Source organism: Vibrio sp. OPT20 (assembly GCF_963889365.1).
GTDB lineage: Bacteria > Pseudomonadota > Gammaproteobacteria > Enterobacterales > Vibrionaceae > Vibrio > Vibrio splendidus.
The window spans coordinates 112,015-135,677 of the sequence record NZ_CAWPOA010000031.1; the positions used below are offsets into that span (position 1 = coordinate 112,015).

A 23,663-nucleotide genomic window follows, 5' to 3' on the forward strand; every position below is an offset into this window, starting at 1 on the left:
AGGTAGGTAAATACAATGACAATCGAAATTAATGTACCAGACATCGGTGCTGACGAGGTTGAAGTAACTGAGATTCTTGTAAACGTTGGCGACAAGGTTGAAGAAGAGCAGTCACTGATCACTGTTGAAGGCGACAAAGCTTCAATGGAAGTTCCTGCGTCTCAAGCGGGTATCGTTAAAGAAATCAAGATTTCAGAAGGTGATTCTGTTTCTACTGGTTCTCTTATCATGATCTTCGAAGCGGAAGGTGCTGCAGCAGCACCGGCTGCTCCAGCAGTTGAAGCGGCGGCACCAGTTGCAGCTGCTCCTGCAGCAGCTGAGCTTAAAGAAGTTCACGTTCCTGATATCGGCGGTGATGAAGTTGAAGTAACTGAAATCATGGTAGCTATTGGCGACGCAGTAGAAGAAGAGCAATCTCTTCTTACTGTTGAAGGTGACAAGGCTTCAATGGAAGTTCCTGCACCATTCGCTGGTATCGTTAAAGAAATCAAGATCGCTTCTGGTGATTCAGTATCTACTGGTTCTCTAGTAATGGTATTTGAAGTGGCAGGTTCTGGCGCTCCAGTTGCAGCAGCTCCTGCTCCAGCGGCAGCACCAGTTGCAGCGGCTCCAGCAGCATCTGCTGAGAAAGAAGTGAACGTTCCTGATATCGGTGGCGACGAAGTAGAAGTTACTGAAATCATGGTAGCGGTTGGCGATACAGTAGAAGAAGAGCAATCTCTAATTACTGTTGAAGGCGACAAAGCTTCAATGGAAGTGCCTGCACCATTCGCTGGTACAGTAAAAGAAATCAAGATTGCAGCTGGCGACAAAGTGTCAACAGGCTCTTCAATCATGACTTTCGTTGTTGAAGGCGCAGCTCCAGTAGCAGTAGCGGCTTCAGCTCCAGCACAAGCAGCAGCTCCGGCAGCAGCACCTGCACCTAAAGCAGAAGCAGTAGCTCCAGCAGCTGGCGACTTCCAAGAGAACGGTGACTACGCGCACGCTTCTCCAGTTGTTCGTCGTCTTGCTCGCGAATTTGGCGTTAACCTTTCTAAGGTTAAAGGTACTGGTCGTAAGAGCCGTATCCTTAAAGAAGACGTTCAGTCTTACGTTAAAGATGCACTTAAGCGTCTAGAGTCTGGTGCTGCAGCATCTGGCAAAGGCGGCGACGGTTCTGCTCTTGGTCTACTACCGTGGCCAAAAGTTGACTTCAGCAAGTTCGGCGAAACTGAAGTTCAGAAGCTTTCTAAGATTAAGAAGATCTCTGGCGCTAACCTGCACCGTAACTGGGTAATGATCCCGCACGTTACACAGTGGGACAACGCAGATATCACTGAGCTAGAAGCATTCCGTAAAGAACAGAATGCAATCGAAGCGAAGAAAGACACTGGCATGAAGATCACTCCACTTGTGTTCATCATGAAAGCTGTTGCTAAAGCGCTAGAAGCATTCCCTGCATTCAACTCGTCTCTATCTGACGATGGCGAAAGCATCATTCTTAAGAAGTACGTAAACGTGGGTATCGCAGTTGATACACCAAACGGCCTAGTTGTTCCTGTTTTCAAAGACGTGAACAAGAAAGGTATTTACGAGCTATCTGAAGAACTAATGGTTGTTTCTAAGAAAGCACGCTCTGGTAAGCTAACAGCAGCAGACATGCAAGGCGGTTGTTTCACAATCTCTAGCCTTGGTGGTATTGGCGGTACTGCATTTACTCCAATCGTAAATGCTCCAGAAGTAGGTATCCTAGGTGTATCTAAGTCTGAGATTAAGCCAGTTTGGAATGGTAAAGAGTTCCAACCACGTCTACAGCTTCCACTGTCTCTATCATACGATCACCGCGTGATCGATGGTGCTGAAGGTGCACGCTTCATTACTTTCCTAAACAGCGCACTATCTGACATTCGTCGTCTAGTACTGTAATTGAGAAAGTAATTATTAAGGTGACTTTCGGGTCACCTTAATTCTTTATATAAAGACTATTTTTAGAGAACAGTTTCCGGCATTTCTCATAAACTGCGGGGGAATTGTTGTCTAGCTCACAGGCTAACTTAAAGCTACTTTCACACTGTTAACATCTCTGTAAAATGTTTCCTGTTTGAAAGCCCAATAATTTTAAGAACATCTACTCAGCCTGTTAGGGATAATGACTACAAGAGGTCACAATGAGCAAAGAAATTAAAGCCCAAGTTGTTGTACTTGGTTCAGGTCCTGCTGGCTACTCAGCGGCATTCCGTTGTGCGGATTTAGGTCTAGAAACAGTACTAGTTGAACGTTACAGCACTCTTGGTGGTGTATGTCTAAACGTTGGTTGTATTCCATCAAAAGCACTTCTTCACGTATCTAAAGTAATTGAAGAAGCAAAAGCGATGGCAGAGCACGGCGTTGTATTCGGCGAGCCACAAACGGACATCAACAAAGTTCGTATCTGGAAAGACAAAGTAGTTGATCAACTGACTGGCGGTCTTGGCGGTATGGCTAAGATGCGTAATGTTACTGTTGTTAACGGTTTCGGTAAGTTTACTGGTCCTAACAGCATCGAAGTTGTTGGCGAAGAAACGACAACAATTAACTTTGATAATGCAATCATTGCAGCGGGTTCTCGCCCAATCAAACTTCCTTTCATCCCACATGAAGACCCACGTATTTGGGATTCTACGGATGCACTAGAACTAAACGAAGTACCAGAAAAACTGCTTATCATGGGCGGCGGTATCATCGGTCTTGAGATGGGTACGGTTTACCACTCTCTAGGTTCTAAAGTTGAAGTTGTTGAGATGTTCGATCAAGTTATCCCTGCTGCGGATAAAGACATCGTTAAAGTCTTCACTAAACGCATCAAGAACAAGTTCAAGCTAATGCTTGAAACTAAAGTGACTGCTGTTGAAGCGAAAGAAGACGGTATCTACGTATCAATGGAAGGCAAAAAAGCACCAGCTGAAGCTGAGCGCTACGATGCTGTTCTTGTTGCTATCGGTCGTGTTCCAAACGGTGCACTTATCGACGCTGAAAAAGCGGGTATCGAAGTTGATGAGCGTGGCTTCATCAATGTTGATAAGCAAATGCGTACTAACGTTCCTCACATCCACGCGATCGGTGACGTTGTTGGTCAACCAATGCTTGCTCACAAAGGTGTGCATGAAGGTCACGTAGCTGCTGAAGTTATCTCTGGTAAGAAGCACTACTTCGATCCTAAAGTAATTCCATCAATTGCGTACACTGAGCCAGAAGTTGCTTGGGTAGGTAAGACTGAGAAAGAAGCGAAAGCGGAAGGCCTGAACTACGAAGTTGCTACTTTCCCTTGGGCTGCTTCTGGTCGTGCAATCGCTTCAGACTGTGCTGACGGTATGACTAAGATGATCTTCGATAAAGATACTCATCGCGTAATCGGTGGTGCTGTTGTTGGTACTAACGGTGGTGAACTTCTTGGCGAAATCGGCCTAGCAATCGAAATGGGTTGTGATGCAGAAGATATCGCTCTTACTATCCACGCTCACCCAACTCTACACGAGTCTGTTGGTCTAGCTGCGGAAGTATTCGAAGGTTCAATCACTGACCTTCCAAACAAAAAAGCAGTAAAAAAGAAGAAGTAATTCTTCTTTAGCCACTCGCTAATGTTTTTAAAAGCCGCTGATTCGTCAGCGGTTTTTTTATGTCTGAAGTAAGGAACAGGAACGTTTCACTCCGAGATGCGAGTACGCTTCGCTTCGGGATGCGAAGAGCCATTCCATTCTACAAAAAAAGGGTTGACCGATTAGGCCAACCCTTAAATTATTTACTCGAATCTACTTATAAATGCACAGCATGTTCAAGTAGCTATCCGTTAAGCTTGAAAGCTCTTCTGGCGTTTCTACACGTTTCGCTTGAATGAACAGCGAGTAGCAGATGCCGTGGAATAGGTTCGCTAGATGTTTAGGATCGTGATCGTCGCAAACTTCGCCGCGTTCAATCGCTTTGCTAAACATGTTTTGTACTAACATTTGGTTAGTGCGGTTGGTGGTTACGAATAGAGGCCATACTTCATCACGAGTCGAAGCGCTCCATTCAAACCATACGTTCAACCAATGGCTATCGTGAGCCACTAACGTCACCATTTCAGTCGCAATATTATGTAGGTTTTGTTTTGCGTGAATATCCAGATCGATATTGTCTGAAAGGAAGTTAGAGAATTGGCGTACAACGTGATTTAGTACTTCATCAACCAGATCTTCACGGGTCGGGAAGTAGTTAAATACGGTTGCTACAGACACCTGAGCGATGTCTGCAATATCAGCGTGTCCACCACGACCAATACCGCGGCGAGAGAATACCTCAAGAGCGATTTCCATCAATTGAAGTTTTCTTTTTAAAGGTGAAAGCCTAGTTCTAGGTCTCTTAGATATTGAGTCCATTTTATTTTCCTTGCCAACGAAATTTTTATATTAATGATTTTATTATTATTTAAGCCAAGATGAGTGTAATGGTGCATATGCGAATGGTCAATCCTTTGAGCTTGTTTTATAGACAGTTACATCAAACTTGATACATAAAGCGTGATCAGGATTGATGTGAAAGGAAGCGAGTATTGGATAGGGCATCAGCGCACATTTAATTGAGAATCTCACAGTAAATTAGAACCATAAGGTGGTGTGGGTATTTGAGCAGTGCTAGACTTACTCACAAAATTGAGCGACACAACTGACGAAACTGTCAACATTCGTCGCAATCACCAAATAAAATGAGAGCAGTATGAAGCATACAGTTGAAGTCATGATCTCTGAGCAAGAAGTTCAGGATCGAGTGAACGTACTAGGCAAGCAGATCACGGAGCACTACAAAGGCAGTGAAGATCTAGTTTTAGTTGGCTTATTACGTGGATCTTTTGTCTTTATGGCGGATCTTGCTCGTGCTATCGATTTAACTCACCAAGTTGATTTCATGACCGCGTCTAGCTACGGCAACGGCATGGAAAGCTCACGTGATGTTCGTATTTTGAAAGACCTTGATGATGATATCCAAGGTAAAGATGTTCTGCTTGTAGAAGACATTATCGATACAGGTAACACACTGACTAAAGTGAAAGAGATTTTGAGCCTACGTGGCCCTAAATCTATCGAAATCTGTACGTTATTAGACAAGCCTTCTCGCCGTGAAGTGATTGTCGATACAAAGTGGATTGGTTTTGAAATTCCTGACGAGTTCGTTGTTGGTGTTGGTATCGACTACGCACAAAAATATCGTCACCTACCGTACATCGGTAAAGTAGTACCTCAAGAGTAATCACTGTTCTGTGAAGAAAAACAAAAAAGGCTCGCACAATGCGAGCCTTTCTTATATCTACTGGTTAGATGTTAAAGGTTAACCAAGAGTTGGAGACGATAGGATTTTTTCAAGCGCTTCTAAGTGACTATTTTCTAACGTGTCATTACTTGAACAACGAACGCCAAGGTCTTGTAGCTTGCCGTTACCAATACCATAAACTACGCCGTGGATTTCAATATCTTGTCCACGTTCCCATGCGGTTTGCATGATGGTTGAGTTACCAAGGTTGTAGACTTGCTCTGCAACGTTAATTTCGCACAACTTGTCACCCCATTGTTCACGAGGTAGAGATTCAATTTGCTTACGGTACTTAAGGTAGTTATCGCGAATGTGGAGTAGCCAGTTGTTGATAAGGCCAAGTTTAGGGTTATCAATCGCTGCATTAACACCACCACAGCCATAGTGACCGCATACAATGATGTGTTTAACTTTGAGTACGTCAACGGCGTATTGCACAACGGATAAGCAGTTGAGATCGGTATGAACCACTTGGTTTGCTACATTTCGATGAACAAATAGTTCGCCAGAATACAAACCAGTGAGACGCTCGGCCGGTACTCGGCTATCAGAGCAGCCAATCCATAGAAAGCCAGGGCTTTGCCCTTCTTCAAGCGTTGTAAAATACTCAGGTCTTTGAGATCGAATTTCTTCAGACCATTTAGAGTTGTTTTCAAAAAGCTGTTTAATCTCTGGCATTTTGCGTCTTACATCCCTTCATTAAGAATTGTAACTATACACAATGTTACAAATTCAATCCCGTAAAAACTGCGTCAACACGTACTCATCTGACGTGTTCTAGTCGTTAAGATCATTAACTTAGCACAGAAACTACTATCTGGTTATAAGTCATGAATAATGTGATTGAATTAACACTTTCTGTCTGATTAACTCATTTGTTAAAGTGATAAGGTTTGTCATTTTCATCATCAGGAAGGTGTGTTTTGTTTGGAAGTCGTTTTGCGGATATCAGTCTCAAAGGAGACATGTTTGGTGGTGTCACCACAGCCATCATTTCATTGCCTTTAGCGTTGGCATTTGGTGTTGCGTCTGGTGCGGGCGCGGAAGCTGGCCTTTGGGGCGCCATCATGGTTGGCCTATTTGCCGCACTGTTTGGCGGCTCAAGCAGCTTAATATCAGAGCCTACCGGGCCGATGACGGTGATCATGACAGCAGTGATGACAAGCATGGTGGCCAAATATCCTGAAACCGGAATGGCAATGACCTTTACCGTGGTCATGATGGCGGGTGCTTTTCAGATATTACTTGGTACCTTAAAGCTTGGAAAATACGTTACTTTGATGCCATATAGCGTGATTTCTGGGTTTATGTCGGGTATCGGCGTTATTCTGATTATCTTGCAGTTATCACCATTGTTAGGACATGCGGCTCCATCTGGCGGGGTGATGGGCACGCTTTCCGCATTGCCTGATACGTTAGCCCATCTGAAAATAAGCGAACTGTTTTTAGGGGCATTAACACTCGGTATTCTGTTTGGTTTTCCGGCTAAATATCGTAAGTATGTGCCCGCTCAACTGGTTGCTTTGGTTGCTGTCACCCTTTTATCCGTCATTATTTTTGATACCGACTCTATCCGCCGTATCGGTGAGATCCCCGCTGGTTTACCCTCTCTCGTTATTCCGACAATCAGTTCTGAACAATTTACGACCATGGTTATTGATGCCTTGGTGCTGGGTACTCTTGGTTGTATTGATACGCTTTTGACTGCGGTTATCGGAGATTCACTGACTCGTAAAGAGCATGATTCAGACAAAGAACTTCGTGGCCAAGGCATCGCGAATATGATCTCTGGTCTGTTTGGTGCGCTACCCGGTGCGGGCGCAACCATGGGTACCGTAACCAATATTCAGGTGGGTGCTCGCTCTCCACTTTCTGGTGTTATTCGAGCCTTAGTTTTGGCATTTGTGGTATTGGTTGCGGGTGGCTTAACCGAACCAATCCCTATGGCGGTATTGGCTGGCATTGCGATGTATGTTGGTTTCAATATTCTTGACTGGAGCTTTATCCAGCGAGCACACAAGGTGAGTTATGCCGGCATGGGTGTAATGTACGGCGTTATGCTGTTGACTGTATTCGTGGACTTGATTATTGCTGTCGGACTGGGTGTTTTTATCTCGAATATCCTAATTATTGAAAGATTGAGCCGAGAGCAAGCTAGACAAGTTAAGGCGATCAGTGATGGTGATGATGAAGACGATATCCCATTGACCGATAGCGAACGTCAGCTACTGGATAGTGCCAATGGTAAAGTGCTGTTCTTTTACCTTTCTGGGCCGATGATATTCAGTGTTTCAAAGGCGATTTCACGTCAGCACTCTAGTATCTCTGATTACGAAGCGATGATTCTAGATCTGACAGATGTACCTATGATTGATGTGACGGTTGGGCTTGCACTAGAAAATGCGATTAAAGATGCGTTGGATGCGCAGTGTGAAGTGTACTTACTGTGTCCGAATGAGAATACTCGTCAGCAGCTAGAGAAATTCCATGTGATTGACCTTGTGCCGGAATCCAATACTTATCGATTCAGATATGAAGCTTTGACAGCTGCAACAAGCTATGTTGATAGAGATGAACATCAATTTGAGTCAGTCTAATTTTCAGCAATAATCTGACATGAATCAGTTATAGACGCCAAATCTAGTATTGGTGATTAATGCCGTCAAGTGAATAACTTAACGGCATTTTTATGTTTACTGAACACTGAACTGGTCTTTACGTCGCTAATATTCTTGTTCGCTTTCGAAAGAAACCCTCACTCGGTATTTGTATTAATCGTTAATCAACGATAAACTTGTTTGCAAAATGGCCGAGTAAACAAGTTTGGGTTAGTTTTCTGCTAGCTCGTTTTAAGCAATTACTCTCTTCCTCAAGCTTGGTCATCAACATCTTATCTATAGCAAATGGCAGTCTATCTCTATGTATGCATTAGAAATTGAGCAATTAAGAAAAACTTATGCAGGGGGCTTTGAGGCTCTTAAAGGCGTTAGTTTACAAGTAGAAAAAGGCGATTTTTACGCTCTGCTTGGTCCAAATGGTGCAGGTAAATCAACCACCATTGGTGTTATTTCTTCACTGGTTAACAAAACTTCAGGCAAGGTCAAAGTGTTCGGCTACGACATTGATACCGATCTGGAGTTGGCGAAACAGAACTTAGGTCTAGTGCCTCAAGAGTTTAACTTTAACCCGTTCGAAACCGTTGAGCAGATCGTACTACAACAAGCGGGTTATTACGGTGTGCCAAAAGCATTGGCGAAAGAGCGAGCGAAAAAATACTTATCTCAGCTCGATTTGTGGGAAAAGCGTGGCGAACGTGCACGTAACTTGTCTGGTGGTATGAAGCGTCGTTTGATGATCGCACGTGCGCTGATGCATGAGCCTCATTTGTTGATTCTTGATGAGCCAACGGCGGGCGTTGATATTGAACTGCGTCGTTCAATGTGGGGGTTTCTGAAGGAGATCAATGAGAAGCAGGGCATTACTATTATCTTGACGACGCACTACCTAGAAGAAGCGGAAATGCTGTGTCGTAACATTGGTATCATCAACCGTGGTGAGCTGATCGAGAATACAACAATGAAGTCGCTGCTGGGTAAGTTGAGTGCAGAGACCTTTATTCTTGATCTTGAAGAGGGCGCCACTGAACCTAAACTTGAAGGTGTGAATAGCCAAGTGATGGTTAATGGTTCGCTAGAAATCGAAATCGACAAGAACCTAGGTTTGAATACCATCTTTGCTCAATTGAGTGAACAGCAGGTGAAAGTCCTCTCTATGCGTAACAAAGCAAACCGTTTAGAAGAGCTATTTGTGAGTATTGTCCGTGAGGGGAGTAAATAATATGTACAGCCTATATTGGACCGCTTTCTGTAGCTTGTTGACCAAAGAGATCAATCGCTTTACTCGTATCTGGGTACAAACACTTGTCCCGCCTGCGATTACCATGACGCTGTATTTCATCATCTTTGGCAATCTTATCGGTGCGCGTATTGGTGAAATGAACGGCTTTAGCTACATGGAATACATTGTTCCCGGCCTGATCATGATGTCGGTGATCACTAACTCATATTCCAACGTTGCTTCGTCGTTTTTTAGTGCCAAATTCCAGAAGAACATTGAAGAGCTACTTGTAGCGCCAGTTCCTAACTACGTGATTATTGCTGGTTTCGTAATGGGCGGTGTGGTGCGTGGCTTGTTAGTGGGTACCATAGTCACATTCGTATCGCTTTTCTTTGTCGATCTGCAAGTTGACCATTGGGGCGTGATTATTGCGACAGTATTTCTAACGTCGGTTGTGTTCGCTCTGGGCGGCTTAATCAACGCTGTTTTTGCACGCACGTTTGACGATATCTCTATTATCCCGACCTTTATCTTAACGCCGCTGACGTACCTTGGCGGTGTGTTTTACTCGATCAGTCTATTGCCTGAATTTTGGCAAGGTGTGTCGAAACTGAACCCAATTGTGTACATGGTTAACGCGTTCAGATATGGCTTCTTGGGAGTGTCTGATGTGGGTATTGTAACGTCATTTGGTGTATTGGGTGTGTTTATCGTAGCGCTGTATGGCGTTGCACACTATCTAGTGACTAAGGGGATTGGCTTACGTAGCTAACCTTTGGTTAATCTAAGTAACAGGTAAAGAAAAAGGTCGATATAACATCGACCTTTTTTATGTTTTGCATTAAGAGCAGAAGCCGACTATTCAGCCGTTTCTTCTTTTAACTCTTCTTTTGTTTCCGTAACCAAATCTAGAACTTGGTTATCGATAAGACGCGTCTTACCTAGGAAAGCTGACATCAGAATCACAGCTTGAGTCGTTTCTGACGTGATCGCTTGCAGCGTTTTCGCATCACAGATAAAGATCTCATCTGGTTGTAAGTCAGCTGCGCGTAGCTGGTCTGTCGCATCTTCAATCACTGACGCGTAATCATCGCGGCCACCACGAATAGCGCTGCTGATCCAACGCATAGTGCGCGCTAGAACTGGAGCTCGTTGACGCTCGTCAATAGTTAGGTTGCTATTGCGAGAGCTCATTGCCAAGCCATCCATTTCACGAACGGTCGCTACGCCGACAACTTCAATGTCTAACGCTAAATCTGTTGTCATCTGGCGAATAACAGCAAGTTGCTGAAAGTCTTTCTCACCGAAGCATGCAAAGTTTGGCTGAACGATATTAAACAGTTTAGCGACAATCGTTGATACGCCGCGGAAGTGACCTGGACGAGACGCGCCTTCAAGCATGTGAGATATGCCTGGAACTTCAACAAACGTCTGTTTATCTAATCCATCTGGATACATGACTTCTGGTGTTGGTGTAAACACGAGCTCAACACCTTCGGCTGTTAACCTACTTAAATCAGCTTCTAACGTACGAGGATAGTTGTTCAAGTCATCAGTACGATCAAACTGCATTGGGTTAACAAAGATGCTTACCACAACAATATCAGCCAGTTCACGAGCTTTCTTGACCAGAGTCAGGTGACCTTCATGCAGGTTTCCCATTGTCGGGACAAAAGCAACCGTACGTCCATCTCGCTTAAACTGTTTAATCTGCTCACGAAGAGCCGCTATTTCAGCAAAAGTTTGCATAGTTACTCCTAAGCGATTGTATGAGCATCATCAGGGAAACGTGCGCTCTCTACTTCTTCTTTGTATAGAGCGACGGCTTTACGCATATCACCTGTTTCAGCTAGGAAATTCTTAGAGAATTTCGGCATGTAGTTCGCAGAAATACCGAACATGTCATGCATAACCAAGATCTGACCATCGGTAACATTACCTGCGCCGATACCGATAACGGGTACGTCACAAGCTTCTGTAATTCGTTTTGCCAATGAAGCGGGCACACATTCAAGGAGAACGATTTGAGCACCTGCGTTTTGCAGTGCTAGAGCGTCAGCAACCATTTTGTCGGCTTGCTCGTCGTCACGACCTTGCACTTTGTAACCACCAAAAATGTTCACAGACTGAGGCGTTAAGCCTAAGTGTGCACATACTGGTACTGCACGTTCTGTTAGCATCTTCACAGTATCAACCAACCAGCTTCCGCCTTCGATTTTTACCATGTTCGCACCAGCACGCATCAAGCTTGCTGCGCTCTCACAGGCTTGCTCTGGCGTTGCGTAGCTCATGAAAGGCATGTCAGCCATAAGAAGACAGTTTGGGCTACCTGCGCGCACTGAGCGAGTATGGTAAGCAATGTCTTCAACGGTTACTGGTAATGTGTCGTTATGGCCTTGTAGAACCATACCCAGTGAGTCACCGACAAGCAGAACTGGCATTTCTTGGCTTTCGAATAATTGAGCAAAGCTCGCATCATAAGCTGTCGACGTCGCGAATTTACGGCCTTCACGTTTGCATTTGATCAGGTCGTTAATGGTTACTTTTTTCATTGGTTTTCCTTAATGCGCTTGGCTATTGTTGCCAAACATTGAGCCCGTTCTTATCAACTATTTTGAGTAGTTCTGTCAGCTCAGTCCCATCAGGGAGTTGTAAACTTGGTGCGATTTCAGCAAGCGGGTAAAGTACAAACTCTCGTTCTTTCATTCCGTAATGAGGAACGATTAAGCGCTCTGAATCGATCACCTCATTGCCGTATAACACAATGTCGAGATCCAAAGTTCTTGGCCCCCAACGCTCGTCTTTACGGACGCGCCCTTGCTCTAGCTCGATCTTTTGAGTGCAATCAAGCAGTTCAATTGGCGTTAATTCGGTTTGGATTGCTACTACCGCGTTGATGTAGTCAGGTTGGTTTTGCGGCCCCATTGGAGTGCTACTATATAGCTGAGAGGTCGCAATAAACGTTGATCGCGGTAGGCTTTTTAGCGTTTCGATAGCCAAGTTTGCTTGGCTAACTGGGTCGGCAAGGTTGCTGCCGACCGCAATATAAGCCGTTATCATTCGGACTGCTTACTCTTTTTGTTTCGGTAAGTCTTACGGCGACGATGGCCTGATTTTGATGGTGCTGCAACGTCGTTAGCCATCGCTTGGCGCATGTTGCGGCCTGCGGTCTGATAACGCTCCCACCATTTTGCTAGTTCTTTGGTTTCGCCACCCTCAATCTCGCCACGCATTTCTAGGAAGTCGTAACCAGCACGGAACTTATTCAGTTCCATAAGACGAACAGCACGTTTACCGTTACGACGAGGCAGTCGCAATTGCAGTTGCCAAACTTCACGAACGGTCGCCGTGTGACGACGAGGAATAGCAATAGACTTAACTTGCTGGTCAAGAATGATGTTGCTCGCTTCCATTATCGCATCGTAATGCGCCATACCCTGCTCAGCGACAAGCTTGTCTGCAAGCTTGTTCATTGGGTACCAAAGAATCGCTGCAAACATAAATGCAGGGTTTACTCGCTTGCCATCTTCGATACGAAGATCGGTTGAGTCGAGTACTAAGTCAAGCATCTGCTCTGTATGAGAGTCGTAACCTTCAGTGAAGTGCTCTGCAATTGCAGGGAACATCTGTTGGAACAGATTGTATTCACGCATTAGGTGATAGGTTTCTAAACCGTGACCTGATTGAAGTAATTTCAGAGACTCTTCGTAAAGGCGCGCTGCTGGGATATCTTTTAGCAGGTGTGCCAGTTCTTCGATAGGGTCTGCTGTGTCTTCTTCAATATCGAAATCCAGTTTAGCGGCGAAACGCATTGCGCGAAGCATACGCACCGGGTCTTCACGGTAGCGAGTTTCTGGATCGCCAATTAGGCGGATCAGCTTGTCTTCTAAATCTTCCACACCACCCGCGTAATCGTGAATGCTGTAGTCTGCAATGTTGTAGTACATCGCATTAATAGTGAAGTCACGACGCTCTGCATCTTCATCAACATTGCCGTACACGTTATCGCGTAGCAACATGCCTTCATCAGATTGCGCAGAAACGTTTTTCGATGGCTCTTGGTGGTGGCCACGGAAAGTTGCAACTTCAATGATGTCACGACCAAACATGATATGTGCTAAGCGGAAACGGCGACCGATAAGGCGACAGTTTCTGAAGAGGTTTTTGATTTGTTCTGGTGTTGCGTTGGTCGCAATATCAAAATCTTTTGGCTGTGAGCCTAATAAGATATCGCGAACACCACCACCGACTAGAAATGCGTCAAAACCCGCACCATTCAGGCGATATAGCACTTTTAGTGCGTTGTCGCTGATCTGCTTGCGTGAAATATTGTGCTCTTGACGAGTATATATATTCAGAGCTAATTCGTGGAATCCGCGTTGTTCGCTTGGGGTATTGTCGTTTGTATTCATTAGTTTAGAACAAAGTAGGTATCGCCAACTTTGTTTTTCTCTTAGTCCAAAGTGGTAGTGCAGAGTTTAATTGCGGCTAATGATAGCTTAGCGCGAGCCATTTGAGAACATCGTCTGCTTAACCACTGCTGTTGGTTATGGCATTTTTATGTGTCGTTTTTGCTATTTGCCGTTAGTTTTGAGCTAATCGCTGTGCTCTTTTTGTAAACTATCAGGTAACTGACTGACGTTCCATTGCTGAGTTCCCCATAACAAAATCTCATCCATTGAAGCCTCATAGAGGGCATGCGGGATATCAAAACCTAAGAATCGCATAGCGTCGAGCAGCGTTGGTTTTGGGTTGTCGAGATCGATCGCGGTGGCATGGTTCTGTTTTGACAGTTTATTCCCCAAGCCATCGGTTGCCAATGGTAAGTGCAAGTAACTCACGGTTTTTTGCTTGAGTGTCTTATACAAACTGATTTGTCGGCCTGTAGGCTCTATCAGGTCAGCGCCTCTTACGACTTCTGTTACCCCTTGATCGATGTCATCAAGGACAACCGCCAAGTTATAGGCAAACAATCCATCTCTGCGTTTGATAATAAAATCTTCTTCAGCCAATGCTTTAGGGATTTGAATCGTACTGTGACGAACATCGTCAAAAGACTCGACTGGAAAGTCCATGCACAAGCGCACGGCTTGTTCGCCTGAATCAATCAAACCTGCGTTTCGGCAGTGACCATTATAAAAGCCACCTAAAGACTTTATCTGCTTGCGTGTGCATTGGCAGTAATAGGCTTGCTTGTCAGCGACCCATTGATCAATTTGAGCTTGGTAAAGGTCATGGCGTTGGCTTTGATAGACGACTTCGCCATCCCAAAATAGATGGTAAGCCTCAAGCGTCTTAAGAATGAGGTCTGCAGCGCCGGCCATTTCTCTTGGTGGGTCGAGGTCTTCCATGCGAACTAACCATTGTCCTTGGTTAGATTTCGCTTGAAAGTAGCTACCAAGAGCAGCAACTAGTGATCCAAAATGAAGAGGACCTGACGGTGATGGTGCAAAGCGCCCGATATAATTCATAAGTGAAAAACCTAATCTTGATGGTACCGCAGTAGCCGATTCTTAAGACGTTTATCTATTACTTTGGTTCGTTTAGTCATCGTATTAATACGTAAAAACAAGCCAAAGCTGTTGATTTTCTACCAAAATCTTGGAATATTCAGCTTGGATAACAAACAAAAAAGGGAGCCAAAGCTCCCTTTTTTACATCCGCAAGAATCAACCTTGCATCTGTTTCTCTTTGATCTCTGCAAGTGTTTTACAGTCAATACAAAGGTCAGCAGTTGGACGAGCTTCAAGACGACGAATGCCAATCTCGACACCGCAAGAGTCACAGAAGCCGAAATCGTCTTCTTCGATCTTGTCTAGTGTCTTCTCAATTTTCTTGATAAGACGGCGCTCACGGTCACGGTTACGTAACTCTAGGCTGAATTCTTCTTCTTGAGAAGCACGGTCAACTGGGTCTGGGAAATTTGCTGCTTCGTCCTGCATGTGGTGCACAGTACGATCAACTTCTTCCCTGAGCTGGTTGCGCCAAGCTGCTAAAATTTTTGTAAAATGTTCCGTTTGCTCAGGTGACATGTATTCTTCACCTGGCTTTGCTTGGTACGGTTCAACACCTGCGATGGCTAGGATGCCTAGCGCTTTTTTCTTAGATTCTGGCATACAGCATCTCCTATTTACACCTAGTCAACTGCAAAGCAGCTAATTTTAAGGCGGGTATCTATAGCAGAAAGAACGAATGGTGGCAAATACTCTTGTTCAAACTTGCAATCAATGTGAATAGTTCAGCATTTTTGCTTAGCTATTGATAAATTCAACAGCTTGTTTTAGTTGTATTTGAGTACTGCTGAGCTCTGCTTTATAGCAAAGCACTTCAACACCAGCGTCTTGTGCTTGTTTAAGTAATAACGAATATTTGGCGTCTATATGGTGTGCCGCAGACACTTTTTCAATACCTGAATGCAAAACAGTGAATAAAAGTACGGCTCTATTTCCAGATTCGACCATTTCTGTGAGTTCACGCAGATGTTTCTGGCCTCTAGTGGTGACCGCATCAGGGAAAAAGCCTTGTCCTTTGGTTGACGTTTTTTGCTTAGTTGATATTTGTTGCTTAGTGGACGTTTGTTGTTCGTCGAGCAAAGTGACGCTTTTTACTTCGATATAGCAAGGCGGCTTTTCGTTATCTTCAAGCAGAATATCAATTCGACTATTCTCACTGCCATATTTCACTTCGGTTCGTAACGCGTTATAGCCTAAGAGTTCAACTATAGTATTATTTTCAATTGCTTCCACTGCCAACTGGTTTGCTCGCGCAGTATTTACACAAATACGGTGACCTTTGTCTGTTTCTGAGATCTCCCAGCTGTTTGGGTATTTTCTTTTTACATTCTCTGAGGTTGAGTACCACACCGTATTGCCAGGGGTCGCACATCCCGTCATTGCTCCAGTGTTAGCGCAATGAATAGTACGTTCGCTGCCGTCTGGGAGTTGGATGTCAGTGAGAAAACGTTTATAGCGTTTAATAAGAGTCGCTGGCTCTAATGGAGGATTGAAGTGCATATTACTTATTTAGACAGGTAGGTTTTTATGTACAATGTTGCCAACATTACACCACAAGGTTCTCCCATTGCCACAACTGCCCATAGAAGCTGTGATGCCAGATCTGCTCGCTGGCGTAGAAACACACACTCAACTTATTCTAAAGGCCGCTCCCGGTGCGGGTAAGTCAACATTCTTCCCTTTACAGTTAGTTAAGACCAACGCCGTTCAAGGCAAAATCATTATGCTTGAACCGAGGCGTTTGGCGGCAAGGAATATCGCAACTTACTTAGCCAACCAATTGGGAGAAAAAGTGGGAGAGAGCATAGGTTTTAGAGTTCGTGGTGAATCTAAAACCAGCAGTGCGACTCGCTTGGAAATCGTAACCGAAGGGATTATGACGAGAATGATCCAAACCGACCCTGAATTGACTGGGGTTGATATGGTGATCTTTGATGAGTTTCATGAGCGCAGTATCCATGCAGATACCGCGCTGGCCTTTAGTTTGGAGATCCAAGAAGCACTGCGTGATGATCTAAAAGTGGTGGTGATGTCGGCAACCTTAGATCAACACGCGCTGCAATCTTTGTTGCCTGATGCCAAGTATGTTGAATCGCAAGGCCGAACTTTCCCTGTCGACTTCCGCTATCAGCCATTAGGCTCGAATGAATATTTAGCCCCTAAAATGGCTAAGGTGATTCAATCTCTGATGGAGAAACAGTCAGGCTCACTTCTGGCTTTCTTGCCGGGTGTCTCGGCGATAAAACAAGTCGAATCTCAACTAGAACAACTCGCCAGCGATATCGATGTGTGTCCTTTGTACGGTCAGCTCAGCTTCCCTCAACAACAAAAAGCGATCGCGCCATCAGACGAAGGGCGTCGAAAAGTGGTATTGGCCACTAACATTGCCGAAACATCGTTGACGATTGAAGGCATTCGATTAGTCGTTGATTCAGGATTAGAGCGAGTTGCAAAGTTCGATTTGAAAACCGGTATTACCAAGCTTGAGCAAGTGAAAATTTCGCAGTCTTCTGCTGAACAAAGAGCAGGGCGAGCGGGACGAATTGAAGAGGGCCTGTGTGTTCGTTTGTACAGTGAAACACAGTTGATGCAGCAACCTGCTGTGCCAGAACCTGAGATTCTTCATTCTGATTTGTCTTCGTTGGTGTCTGAATTGACACAATGGGGAGCCGCAAGTGCTGATGAATTGCAATGGTTAGACATTCCACCGAAAGCTTCAACAGAACAAGCTAAGCAACTCTTACAAAACCTGGAACTGTTAGACGGTAATGGTCAATTTACGGCACTAGGAAAACAGGCTCAACGCTTAGGAATTGAACCTCGCATCGCCAGTATGTTGGTTAAAGCGCAGCAAAGCAGCCAAGAGCTACTGAATGTCGCGATTGTTGCTGCCGCTTTACTTGAAGAGCCAGAGCGCAATGTGACGGATATTCAGCATTCGTTGCATCGACTGAAGCAAAGAAAACACTCAAAAAATAGCGTTGTGATGCAGCGAGCGAAAAGTCTCGCGAGCAAACTCAAACATCACTTAGATTTGTCACAAGTTGACGAATCATTGCTACCATTAGTGCTTTGTTTTGCCTTCCCAGACCGAATTGCACAAGTGAGAAGCGCAACCAGCAGTGCTTTCCTTCTTGCGAATGGCCACGGGGCTGAGGTTCGTGACGATGATTCATTGGCGAACAATGACTATATCGTAGTGATTGATTTGATGCGCAGCACAGAGCGAGCCAGTCAGATTTTCTTAGCCACTGCCGTTGATATTTCGCAGCTAGAAGCTGAATTCCCAAAACTGTTTGTGCGTTCCGATTACGCCGATTGGGATGAAAAACGTGGCCGCTTAGTGGCAGAGCAGCGAGTGTCTTTGGGCAAGTTGATTATCAGCACCAAAGCTTTACCAGAGCCTGATGCGAATCAGGCGAGCAAAGCGCTACTCAATTATATCGCTCGATGCGGGCTGGATCGCTTACATTGGACCCCTTCGGCTAAACAGCTGGTTGAGCGGGTACGCTGTGCAGAACTTTGGATGCCTGAGCATGATTGGCCAGCGATGGATGATGCGAGTTTAGTTGAACATCTTGATGAGTGGCTGTCGCCGTATTTAAATGGCATTAAGTCTGCCAAAGGGCTGTCGAATGTATCGATTGAACAAGCACTGTCGGCATACCTTGGTTGGCCGTTGAATCAAGAAATTGATCAATGGCTGCCTACCGACTATCTGATGCCGACGGGCAGTAAAAAAGCAATTCGCTACCAGTATCAGTCTGAGCCAGTGATCTCAGTACGAATGCAGGAAGTCTTTGGTGAACGAGACTCGCCATTGATCGCGCAAGGGCGTAAAAAAGTGGTGCTTGAGCTACTTTCTCCAGCACAACGACCACTACAAATTACTCAAGATTTAGCTGGCTTTTGGGCTGGCGCGTACAAAGAAGTACAAAAAGAAATGAAAGGCCGTTACCCAAAACATCCTTGGCCAGATGACCCTGCTAACCATGTAGCAACCACTAAAACCAAACGACAGTTGAATCGATGATGACCAAAATGTTAACGCCCAAAAAGGCACCACCTAAAAAAGCGCCAGCAAAGAAGTCACCAGCGACCAAAGCCAAGCCCAGAAAGCCAAGAGCAGCAGCGAAAAAGACTAAACCTAAAACTAAGCCATCTGGCAAGAGAGGTTGGTTGAAGATCCTGTGGGGCATTTCTTGGAAAGCAGGCTTGGCTCTTGCTGCATTGCTGTTGTTCGTCGGTATTTATCTTGATTCAGTGGTCAAGCAGCGTTTTGAAGGTCAGTTGTTTGATTTGCCAACCGTGGTTTATGCGCGAGTGCTGGACCTGTCTCCGGGAACTCAGGTGAGTTTGGTGCAGGTTAAGAATGAGCTGGATGTACTCAATTATCGTAAGGTGAACGCCCCTCGTCACCCTGGCGAATACTCTTCTTCCTCAACCAAGATTGAAATGATTCGTCGCCCGTTCGAGTTTGTCGATGGACCGGAAGCGGATCGTCATGTGATGCTGCATTTCAACGGTAACGAGTTAACTCGTATTCAGTCGCTAGAGAAGAAAGGCGACATGGGGTATCTGCGTGTTGAACCGAAAATGCTTGGCATGCTTGAAAAAAGCAGCGATGAGCAGCGTCTGTTCTTAAAACGTAATCAGTTCCCTGAGGTGATGGTTGATGCATTGCTGGCAACCGAAGACCGAAATTTCTATCAGCACGATGGGGTATCGCCACTGGCAATCGCTCGTGCGATGGTGGTCAATGTAAAAGCAGGGCGAACCGTACAAGGTGGCAGTACGTTGACGCAACAGTTGGCAAAAAACCTGTTCTTATCTAGCGAGCGCACATTATGGCGTAAGGTTCGCGAAGCCTATATTGCACTTATCTTGGATCATCGTTACAGCAAAGACCGCATCTTAGAAGCCTACTTAAACGAGGTTTATCTTGGGCAAAATGGTGGGCAAGCGATTCATGGCTTTGGATTAGCATCTCGCTTGTACTTCGGGCAACCGATTCAAGAACTCCGAATCGATCAACTAGCACTGCTGGTCGGCATGGTCAAAGGACCTTCGTATTACAACCCGGTTCGTTACCCTGAGCGAGCTAAGACTCGACGTGATTTGGTTCTACGTTTGCTGATGCAACAAGACATATTGACGCCGAAACAGTACGAAGAAGCCGCAAGCCGAGACTTGGATATTCAAGATAACCCACGTATTGCGAGCCGTCAGCCCGCTTACTTCCAGCAAGTAAACATTGAGCTTAAGAGATATGTCGGTGACCGATTTGAAGCACAGAAAGGCATTCGAGTCTTTACCTCTCTGGATCCGGTGTCCCAAGACAAGCTAGAGAAGTCGATTGCTCGTAAGGTGCCTGATTTATCTAAAACGGCAGGTAACAAGCTCGAGGCTGCTGCTATTGCCGTGGATAGAAATACTGGTGAAATTCGTGCGATGGTCGGTGGTAAGCGTACTGGTTACGATGGCTTTAACCGTGCTTTGAATGCGAGTCGTCCTATTGGTTCCTTGGTTAAGCCTGCAATCTACTTAACCGCACTAGATCAACCCCAGAAGTACACGTTGGCGACAACATTGAAGGACACGCCACTGAGCTTGAAAGGCAGTAAAGGCAGCGTGTGGAGCCCAAGAAACTTCGATCGTAAGTTCCGTGGCGATGTGCCCTTGTATGTGGCGCTTTCTAAGTCTTACAACGTACCAACGGTTCGTTTGGGCATGCAGTTAGGTATTGATAGCGTTTCGGATACGATTGGAAAACTGGGTGTCGATAAAAACGAAATTCGTCCAGTGCCATCAATGTTTTTGGGGTCATTCTCATTGACCCCATTTCAGGTAGCGCAGATGTACCAAACCATCACCAACTCTGGCCGTATCGCACCTTTGTCTGCGCTTCGTTCAGTTGTTGATAACGATGGTGAGGTTCTATATCAGTCGATCCCTCGTGTATCACAAAGCGTTGACCAGCAAGCAGCTTGGTTGACAACTTATGCCATGAAACGTGGTGTGTCTGAAGGTACGGGTCGTTTCCTGCAAGGTCAGTTTGCATGGGCAGGATTAGCGGGTAAAACGGGAACCAGTAATGACAGCCGAGACAGTTGGTTCGTGGGTGTTGATGGTCGCGAAGTCACTACCATCTGGCTAGGGCGCGATGATAATAAGCCGACTAAACTCACGGGCTCTAGTGGTGCGCTACGTGTCTATGCCGATTATCTGAAGCATCGAACTCCAGAGCAGTTACTGTTGCCTTGGCCGAATGGCATTACGACGGCAAGTTTTACTCGAACTTCTCAAGGGGCTTTAGAGTTTGACTGTGATGGTACGGTTAAACTGCCGGTTTGGGATGAGAATGGAAACATTAAAAAGGGTTGTGAAAGTCAACCAAAACAGTGGCTAAAAAAGCTTTTTCAGTGGTAAAGTCGTAAAAGAAAAGAATGACAAGGATAGTTTAAAGAATGATTTCTCGTTGGATAGTGAGCGGCTTAGGCATTGTCGGTACTGTGATCAGTTTTCAGCTGTTTGCATCTACTGTGACACCGGTGGAACAATCTCAGCAAGCTGGACAAGCTCATAAAAGACCAACCGTTGCTGTTGTGCTTGCTGGTGGAGGAGCCAAAGGAGCGGCTCACATTGGTGTACTTAAAGCGCTAGAAGAGATGCAAATTCCGGTCGATTACATTACCGGTACCAGCATGGGCTCTTACGTTGGTGGGCTTTATGCGACAGGGATGAGTGCTGATGAGATTGAAAGTTTTATTTATACGGTTGATTGGAATCGCGGCTATCGTGATCGCGTTAACCGTAGTGATCGCCGAGTGCGTGACAAAGAATATGAAGACCGTTACCAACTGAACACCGATCTCGGTTTAGGTTGGGGCGAAATCAAAGCTAGGAAAGGCGTGGTTCAAGGTCAGAACATGTTGCGTATTCTGCGTGAGACCACAGGTAACCTATCTCCACTCGACTCTTTTGACCATCTTGCTATTCCCTACCGTTCAGTCGCAACCGACATTATTGAGCTTGAAGAAGTGGTCATCGACCATGGTCACCTTGTTGATGCGATGATGGCCAGTATGTCAGTTCCTGGCGCGCTTCCCCCTTATGAATTAGATGGCCGAATGCTGGTTGATGGTGGTGTCACCAATAATATGCCAGTCGACGTTGCCAGAGCGATGGGCGCGGACATTGTCATTGCGGTGGATATCAGTACCAATTACAAAGGCAAAGAAGATTTCACGAATTTTCTAGCGGCAGCTGATCAACTCTCTAATTATCTGGTCCAACGCAGCACTCAAGAGCAAGCTGAAACACTGACGGATGATGATGTTTTCCTACGTCCTGATGTTGGGCAAATGGAGACGACTGACTTTGATAAAATGCCATCGGCTTTCCTCGCGGGCTATGAAGCCGCTAAGCAGCATACTGATGAGCTTTCTAAGCTATCGCTCTCAAATGCCGATTATCAGCATTATATCGAGGACAAACAAAAAGCACGCAGACAGCTGAAACATGGCGATAAGACTGTTGTCGATAGGGTCGTCATCAATAACAACACCCACTATTCAGATAAGTTGATCGAAAACCGCTTAAACCTTGATTCTGGTGAAGTTCTGAAGACCAGTGAAATCGAATCTAAAGTGAAAGATCTCTATGCACTGGATAGATTTGAATTGGTCACTTATGAGTTTGATAATGTTGATGGTGAAGATCAACTTCAAGTCGATGTGAACGAAAAGTCTTGGGGCCCAAACTACCTCAACTTTCGATTCTTTCTTGAAGATGATTTCTCTACTACCAGTCAGTACTCGATCGGTGTCTCAGCCAACTTTACCGATATTAATAAGCATGGTGCAGAGCTAAGAACTAACGTCGAGATGGGTACTGACAAACGAATTGAAGCGGAACTTTACTCGCCCTTCTTTTCGAGTCAAAAACTGTTCACTTCTGCATCGATTGTTTACAGTAAGGAAAACAGAAATTTGTCCGTGGTTGAGGGGGAGGTTGGAGAACCGACATTAGAAGCGACTACAGACTATGTCCCACTGACTTATAGTGAATATGTCGGTGAATTGGCATTAGGCTATCAACCGACGTTGTGGCAAGAACTGAAATTTGGTGCTCGTTATACTGATGGGGGTTTGGAGGTTTCTTCGCTACCATCTTTTGGTAACGGAGCGTATACACGTATAGGCGGGTTTATTAGTTATCGACTCGATACTTTAGATAATTTTAGTTTGCCAACGGAAGGTTACTTTGTCGATTTAGAATATCTTGTTTCCCATGATGACTTTGAGGACAACACGTCTGGAGATACCCCGGATCTAGGGGCTGAAAGCGATACTGTTTATGAGTTTTCGGCTAATTTCATGGCAGCAAAGAGTATTGAGAAGCATACTTTAGTCGCAAAGCTTGATTACGGAATTGTAGAAAGTAAAAACTCTGTTTTTCCAATCGACCCCAAAGAGCTTGGTGGCTTCTTAAACCTGTCAGGTATTCCAAGGAATAGTATGATAGGTCAGAACTTGGCCTACACCAGCCTTATCTATCGTTATAAGTGGTTTGAAAATGACTTCGGCCTCTTTAAATCACCGTTCTACGTAGGTGCATCCATAGAACATGGTGGTGTTTGGTCGAACAATGATTTAACCATTGATGAAGCACCAATGTACACCGCAGGTTCTGTTTTCGCGGGTGTCGATTCGCCAATAGGACCGATCATTTTGGCTTATGGCCGAACTGAAGATAACTATGATTCGGTCTATTTGATTGTCGGTACTTCCTACAAATAATCATGCGTAGAGTAGCCATTTAACTGCGTAATTAGGCAAAAATAGTGGGACTTTCGTCTTAACTTGCTATGTTGGTCAAAATGATAAGATTTTAATTTAACGTTAAATTTGCTATTCTGTCGCCCACAGTTTGGCCTCTATGACGCCGCTCATCAATACAAATTGAATGACAAAAATGGCAATGGAGAGCCAAGTTTCCAAGGATGTTCAC

Annotated in this window: 18 protein-coding genes; 9 read left to right on the forward strand and 9 right to left on the reverse strand. The window is 45.0% G+C overall.

Annotated elements, in window-relative coordinates:
* The first annotated feature begins 15 nt into the window (after positions 1-15).
* Both aceF and lpdA read left to right on the forward strand, forming a co-directional pair.
* Positions 16-1,905, forward strand: coding sequence for a pyruvate dehydrogenase complex dihydrolipoyllysine-residue acetyltransferase (aceF, locus tag AACR09_RS01735; RefSeq protein WP_061022511.1), 1,890 nt, complete (start codon positions 16-18; stop codon positions 1,903-1,905).
* 242 nt (positions 1,906-2,147) lie between these two features.
* Positions 2,148-3,575 (forward strand): dihydrolipoyl dehydrogenase, encoded by a 1,428-nt coding sequence (lpdA, locus tag AACR09_RS01740; protein ID WP_004735450.1) that lies wholly within the window; start codon positions 2,148-2,150, stop codon positions 3,573-3,575.
* Between the two features lie 192 nt (positions 3,576-3,767).
* Here lpdA and AACR09_RS01745 read toward each other — a convergent pair whose 3' ends face one another.
* A complete protein-coding gene (locus AACR09_RS01745) occupies positions 3,768-4,373 on the reverse strand; it encodes a LuxR/HapR/OpaR family quorum-sensing transcriptional regulator (protein ID WP_017079965.1) in 606 nt (201 codons plus the stop codon).
* A 337-nt stretch (positions 4,374-4,710) separates the two neighbouring features.
* On the opposite strand from AACR09_RS01745, the gene hpt reads away from it, so the two are divergent.
* A complete protein-coding gene (gene hpt / locus AACR09_RS01750; RefSeq protein ID WP_004735452.1) occupies positions 4,711-5,241 on the forward strand; it encodes a hypoxanthine phosphoribosyltransferase in 531 nt (176 codons plus the stop codon).
* A gap of 78 nt (positions 5,242-5,319) precedes the next feature.
* On the opposite strand, the gene can is transcribed toward hpt, so the two are convergent.
* A complete protein-coding gene (gene can / locus AACR09_RS01755; RefSeq protein ID WP_004735453.1) occupies positions 5,320-5,979 on the reverse strand; it encodes a carbonate dehydratase in 660 nt (219 codons plus the stop codon).
* A gap of 287 nt (positions 5,980-6,266) precedes the next feature.
* Between can and AACR09_RS01760 the strand changes: the two genes are divergently transcribed.
* From AACR09_RS01760 to AACR09_RS01770, 3 genes are all read left to right on the forward strand, one after another.
* Positions 6,267-7,898 (forward strand): SulP family inorganic anion transporter, encoded by a 1,632-nt coding sequence (locus AACR09_RS01760; RefSeq protein WP_193836206.1) that lies wholly within the window; start codon positions 6,267-6,269, stop codon positions 7,896-7,898.
* A gap of 322 nt (positions 7,899-8,220) precedes the next feature.
* Positions 8,221-9,138, forward strand: a complete 918-nt coding sequence (locus tag AACR09_RS01765) for an ABC transporter ATP-binding protein (protein ID WP_017087409.1) — start codon at positions 8,221-8,223, stop codon at positions 9,136-9,138.
* A gap of 1 nt (position 9,139) precedes the next feature.
* Entirely contained in the window at positions 9,140-9,910 is a 771-nt protein-coding gene (locus AACR09_RS01770; RefSeq protein WP_004735456.1) for an ABC transporter permease, read from the forward strand.
* Between the two features lie 86 nt (positions 9,911-9,996).
* On the opposite strand, the gene panC is transcribed toward AACR09_RS01770, so the two are convergent.
* From panC to sfsA, 7 genes are all read right to left on the reverse strand, one after another.
* The gene (gene panC, locus AACR09_RS01775) at positions 9,997-10,887 is read right to left on the reverse strand and encodes a pantoate--beta-alanine ligase (RefSeq protein WP_108092809.1); all 891 of its coding nucleotides are present in this window, start codon (positions 10,885-10,887) and stop codon (positions 9,997-9,999) included.
* 8 nt (positions 10,888-10,895) lie between these two features.
* A complete protein-coding gene (gene panB, locus AACR09_RS01780; RefSeq protein ID WP_017091579.1) occupies positions 10,896-11,690 on the reverse strand; it encodes a 3-methyl-2-oxobutanoate hydroxymethyltransferase in 795 nt (264 codons plus the stop codon).
* A 22-nt stretch (positions 11,691-11,712) separates the two neighbouring features.
* Positions 11,713-12,198: a 2-amino-4-hydroxy-6-hydroxymethyldihydropteridine diphosphokinase gene (folK, locus tag AACR09_RS01785; RefSeq protein WP_004735459.1), complete on the reverse strand. Its 486-nt coding sequence runs from the start codon at positions 12,196-12,198 to the stop codon at positions 11,713-11,715.
* Positions 12,195-13,550 (reverse strand): polynucleotide adenylyltransferase PcnB, encoded by a 1,356-nt coding sequence (gene pcnB, locus AACR09_RS01790; protein ID WP_004735460.1) that lies wholly within the window; start codon positions 13,548-13,550, stop codon positions 12,195-12,197. The genes folK and pcnB overlap by 4 nt, the downstream gene beginning before the upstream one ends.
* A 183-nt stretch (positions 13,551-13,733) precedes the next feature.
* On the reverse strand, positions 13,734-14,609 hold the full coding sequence (gene gluQRS / locus AACR09_RS01795) for a tRNA glutamyl-Q(34) synthetase GluQRS (protein ID WP_193835920.1): 876 nt from the start codon (positions 14,607-14,609) through the stop codon (positions 13,734-13,736).
* Positions 14,610-14,807: 198 nt separating this feature from the next.
* Positions 14,808-15,254: an RNA polymerase-binding protein DksA gene (dksA, locus tag AACR09_RS01800; protein ID WP_017073117.1), complete on the reverse strand. Its 447-nt coding sequence runs from the start codon at positions 15,252-15,254 to the stop codon at positions 14,808-14,810.
* A gap of 135 nt (positions 15,255-15,389) precedes the next feature.
* Positions 15,390-16,151, reverse strand: coding sequence for a DNA/RNA nuclease SfsA (gene sfsA, locus AACR09_RS01805; RefSeq protein ID WP_108100192.1), 762 nt, complete (start codon positions 16,149-16,151; stop codon positions 15,390-15,392).
* Between the two features lie 34 nt (positions 16,152-16,185).
* On the opposite strand from sfsA, the gene hrpB reads away from it, so the two are divergent.
* Genes hrpB through AACR09_RS01820 form a run of 3 tightly spaced genes read left to right on the forward strand, consistent with a single transcriptional unit; the run spans position 16,186 to position 23,452 of the window.
* Positions 16,186-18,684, forward strand: coding sequence for an ATP-dependent helicase HrpB (gene hrpB / locus AACR09_RS01810; RefSeq protein WP_193835921.1), 2,499 nt, complete (start codon positions 16,186-16,188; stop codon positions 18,682-18,684).
* Positions 18,681-21,080: a penicillin-binding protein 1B gene (gene mrcB / locus AACR09_RS01815; RefSeq protein WP_193835922.1), complete on the forward strand. Its 2,400-nt coding sequence runs from the start codon at positions 18,681-18,683 to the stop codon at positions 21,078-21,080. The genes hrpB and mrcB overlap by 4 nt, the downstream gene beginning before the upstream one ends.
* 38 nt (positions 21,081-21,118) lie before the next feature.
* Entirely contained in the window at positions 21,119-23,452 is a 2,334-nt protein-coding gene (locus AACR09_RS01820; protein WP_193835923.1) for a patatin-like phospholipase family protein, read from the forward strand.
* The last annotated feature ends 211 nt before the right edge of the window (positions 23,453-23,663 follow it).

Coding starts and splice junctions, on each gene's coding strand:
- aceF (WP_061022511.1), top strand. CDS start 16: ATGACAATCGAAATTAATGTACCAGACATCGGTGCTGACGAGGTTGAA.
- lpdA (WP_004735450.1), top strand. CDS start 2,148: ATGAGCAAAGAAATTAAAGCCCAAGTTGTTGTACTTGGTTCAGGTCCT.
- AACR09_RS01745 (WP_017079965.1), bottom strand. CDS start 4,373: ATGGACTCAATATCTAAGAGACCTAGAACTAGGCTTTCACCTTTAAAA.
- hpt (WP_004735452.1), top strand. CDS start 4,711: ATGAAGCATACAGTTGAAGTCATGATCTCTGAGCAAGAAGTTCAGGAT.
- can (WP_004735453.1), bottom strand. CDS start 5,979: ATGCCAGAGATTAAACAGCTTTTTGAAAACAACTCTAAATGGTCTGAA.
- AACR09_RS01760 (WP_193836206.1), top strand. CDS start 6,267: ATGTTTGGTGGTGTCACCACAGCCATCATTTCATTGCCTTTAGCGTTG.
- AACR09_RS01765 (WP_017087409.1), top strand. CDS start 8,221: ATGTATGCATTAGAAATTGAGCAATTAAGAAAAACTTATGCAGGGGGC.
- AACR09_RS01770 (WP_004735456.1), top strand. CDS start 9,140: ATGTACAGCCTATATTGGACCGCTTTCTGTAGCTTGTTGACCAAAGAG.
- panC (WP_108092809.1), bottom strand. CDS start 10,887: ATGCAAACTTTTGCTGAAATAGCGGCTCTTCGTGAGCAGATTAAACAG.
- panB (WP_017091579.1), bottom strand. CDS start 11,690: ATGAAAAAAGTAACCATTAACGACCTGATCAAATGCAAACGTGAAGGC.
- folK (WP_004735459.1), bottom strand. CDS start 12,198: ATGATAACGGCTTATATTGCGGTCGGCAGCAACCTTGCCGACCCAGTT.
- pcnB (WP_004735460.1), bottom strand. CDS start 13,550: ATGAATACAAACGACAATACCCCAAGCGAACAACGCGGATTCCACGAA.
- gluQRS (WP_193835920.1), bottom strand. CDS start 14,609: ATGAATTATATCGGGCGCTTTGCACCATCACCGTCAGGTCCTCTTCAT.
- dksA (WP_017073117.1), bottom strand. CDS start 15,254: ATGCCAGAATCTAAGAAAAAAGCGCTAGGCATCCTAGCCATCGCAGGT.
- sfsA (WP_108100192.1), bottom strand. CDS start 16,151: ATGCACTTCAATCCTCCATTAGAGCCAGCGACTCTTATTAAACGCTAT.
- hrpB (WP_193835921.1), top strand. CDS start 16,186: ATGTTGCCAACATTACACCACAAGGTTCTCCCATTGCCACAACTGCCC.
- mrcB (WP_193835922.1), top strand. CDS start 18,681: ATGATGACCAAAATGTTAACGCCCAAAAAGGCACCACCTAAAAAAGCG.
- AACR09_RS01820 (WP_193835923.1), top strand. CDS start 21,119: ATGATTTCTCGTTGGATAGTGAGCGGCTTAGGCATTGTCGGTACTGTG.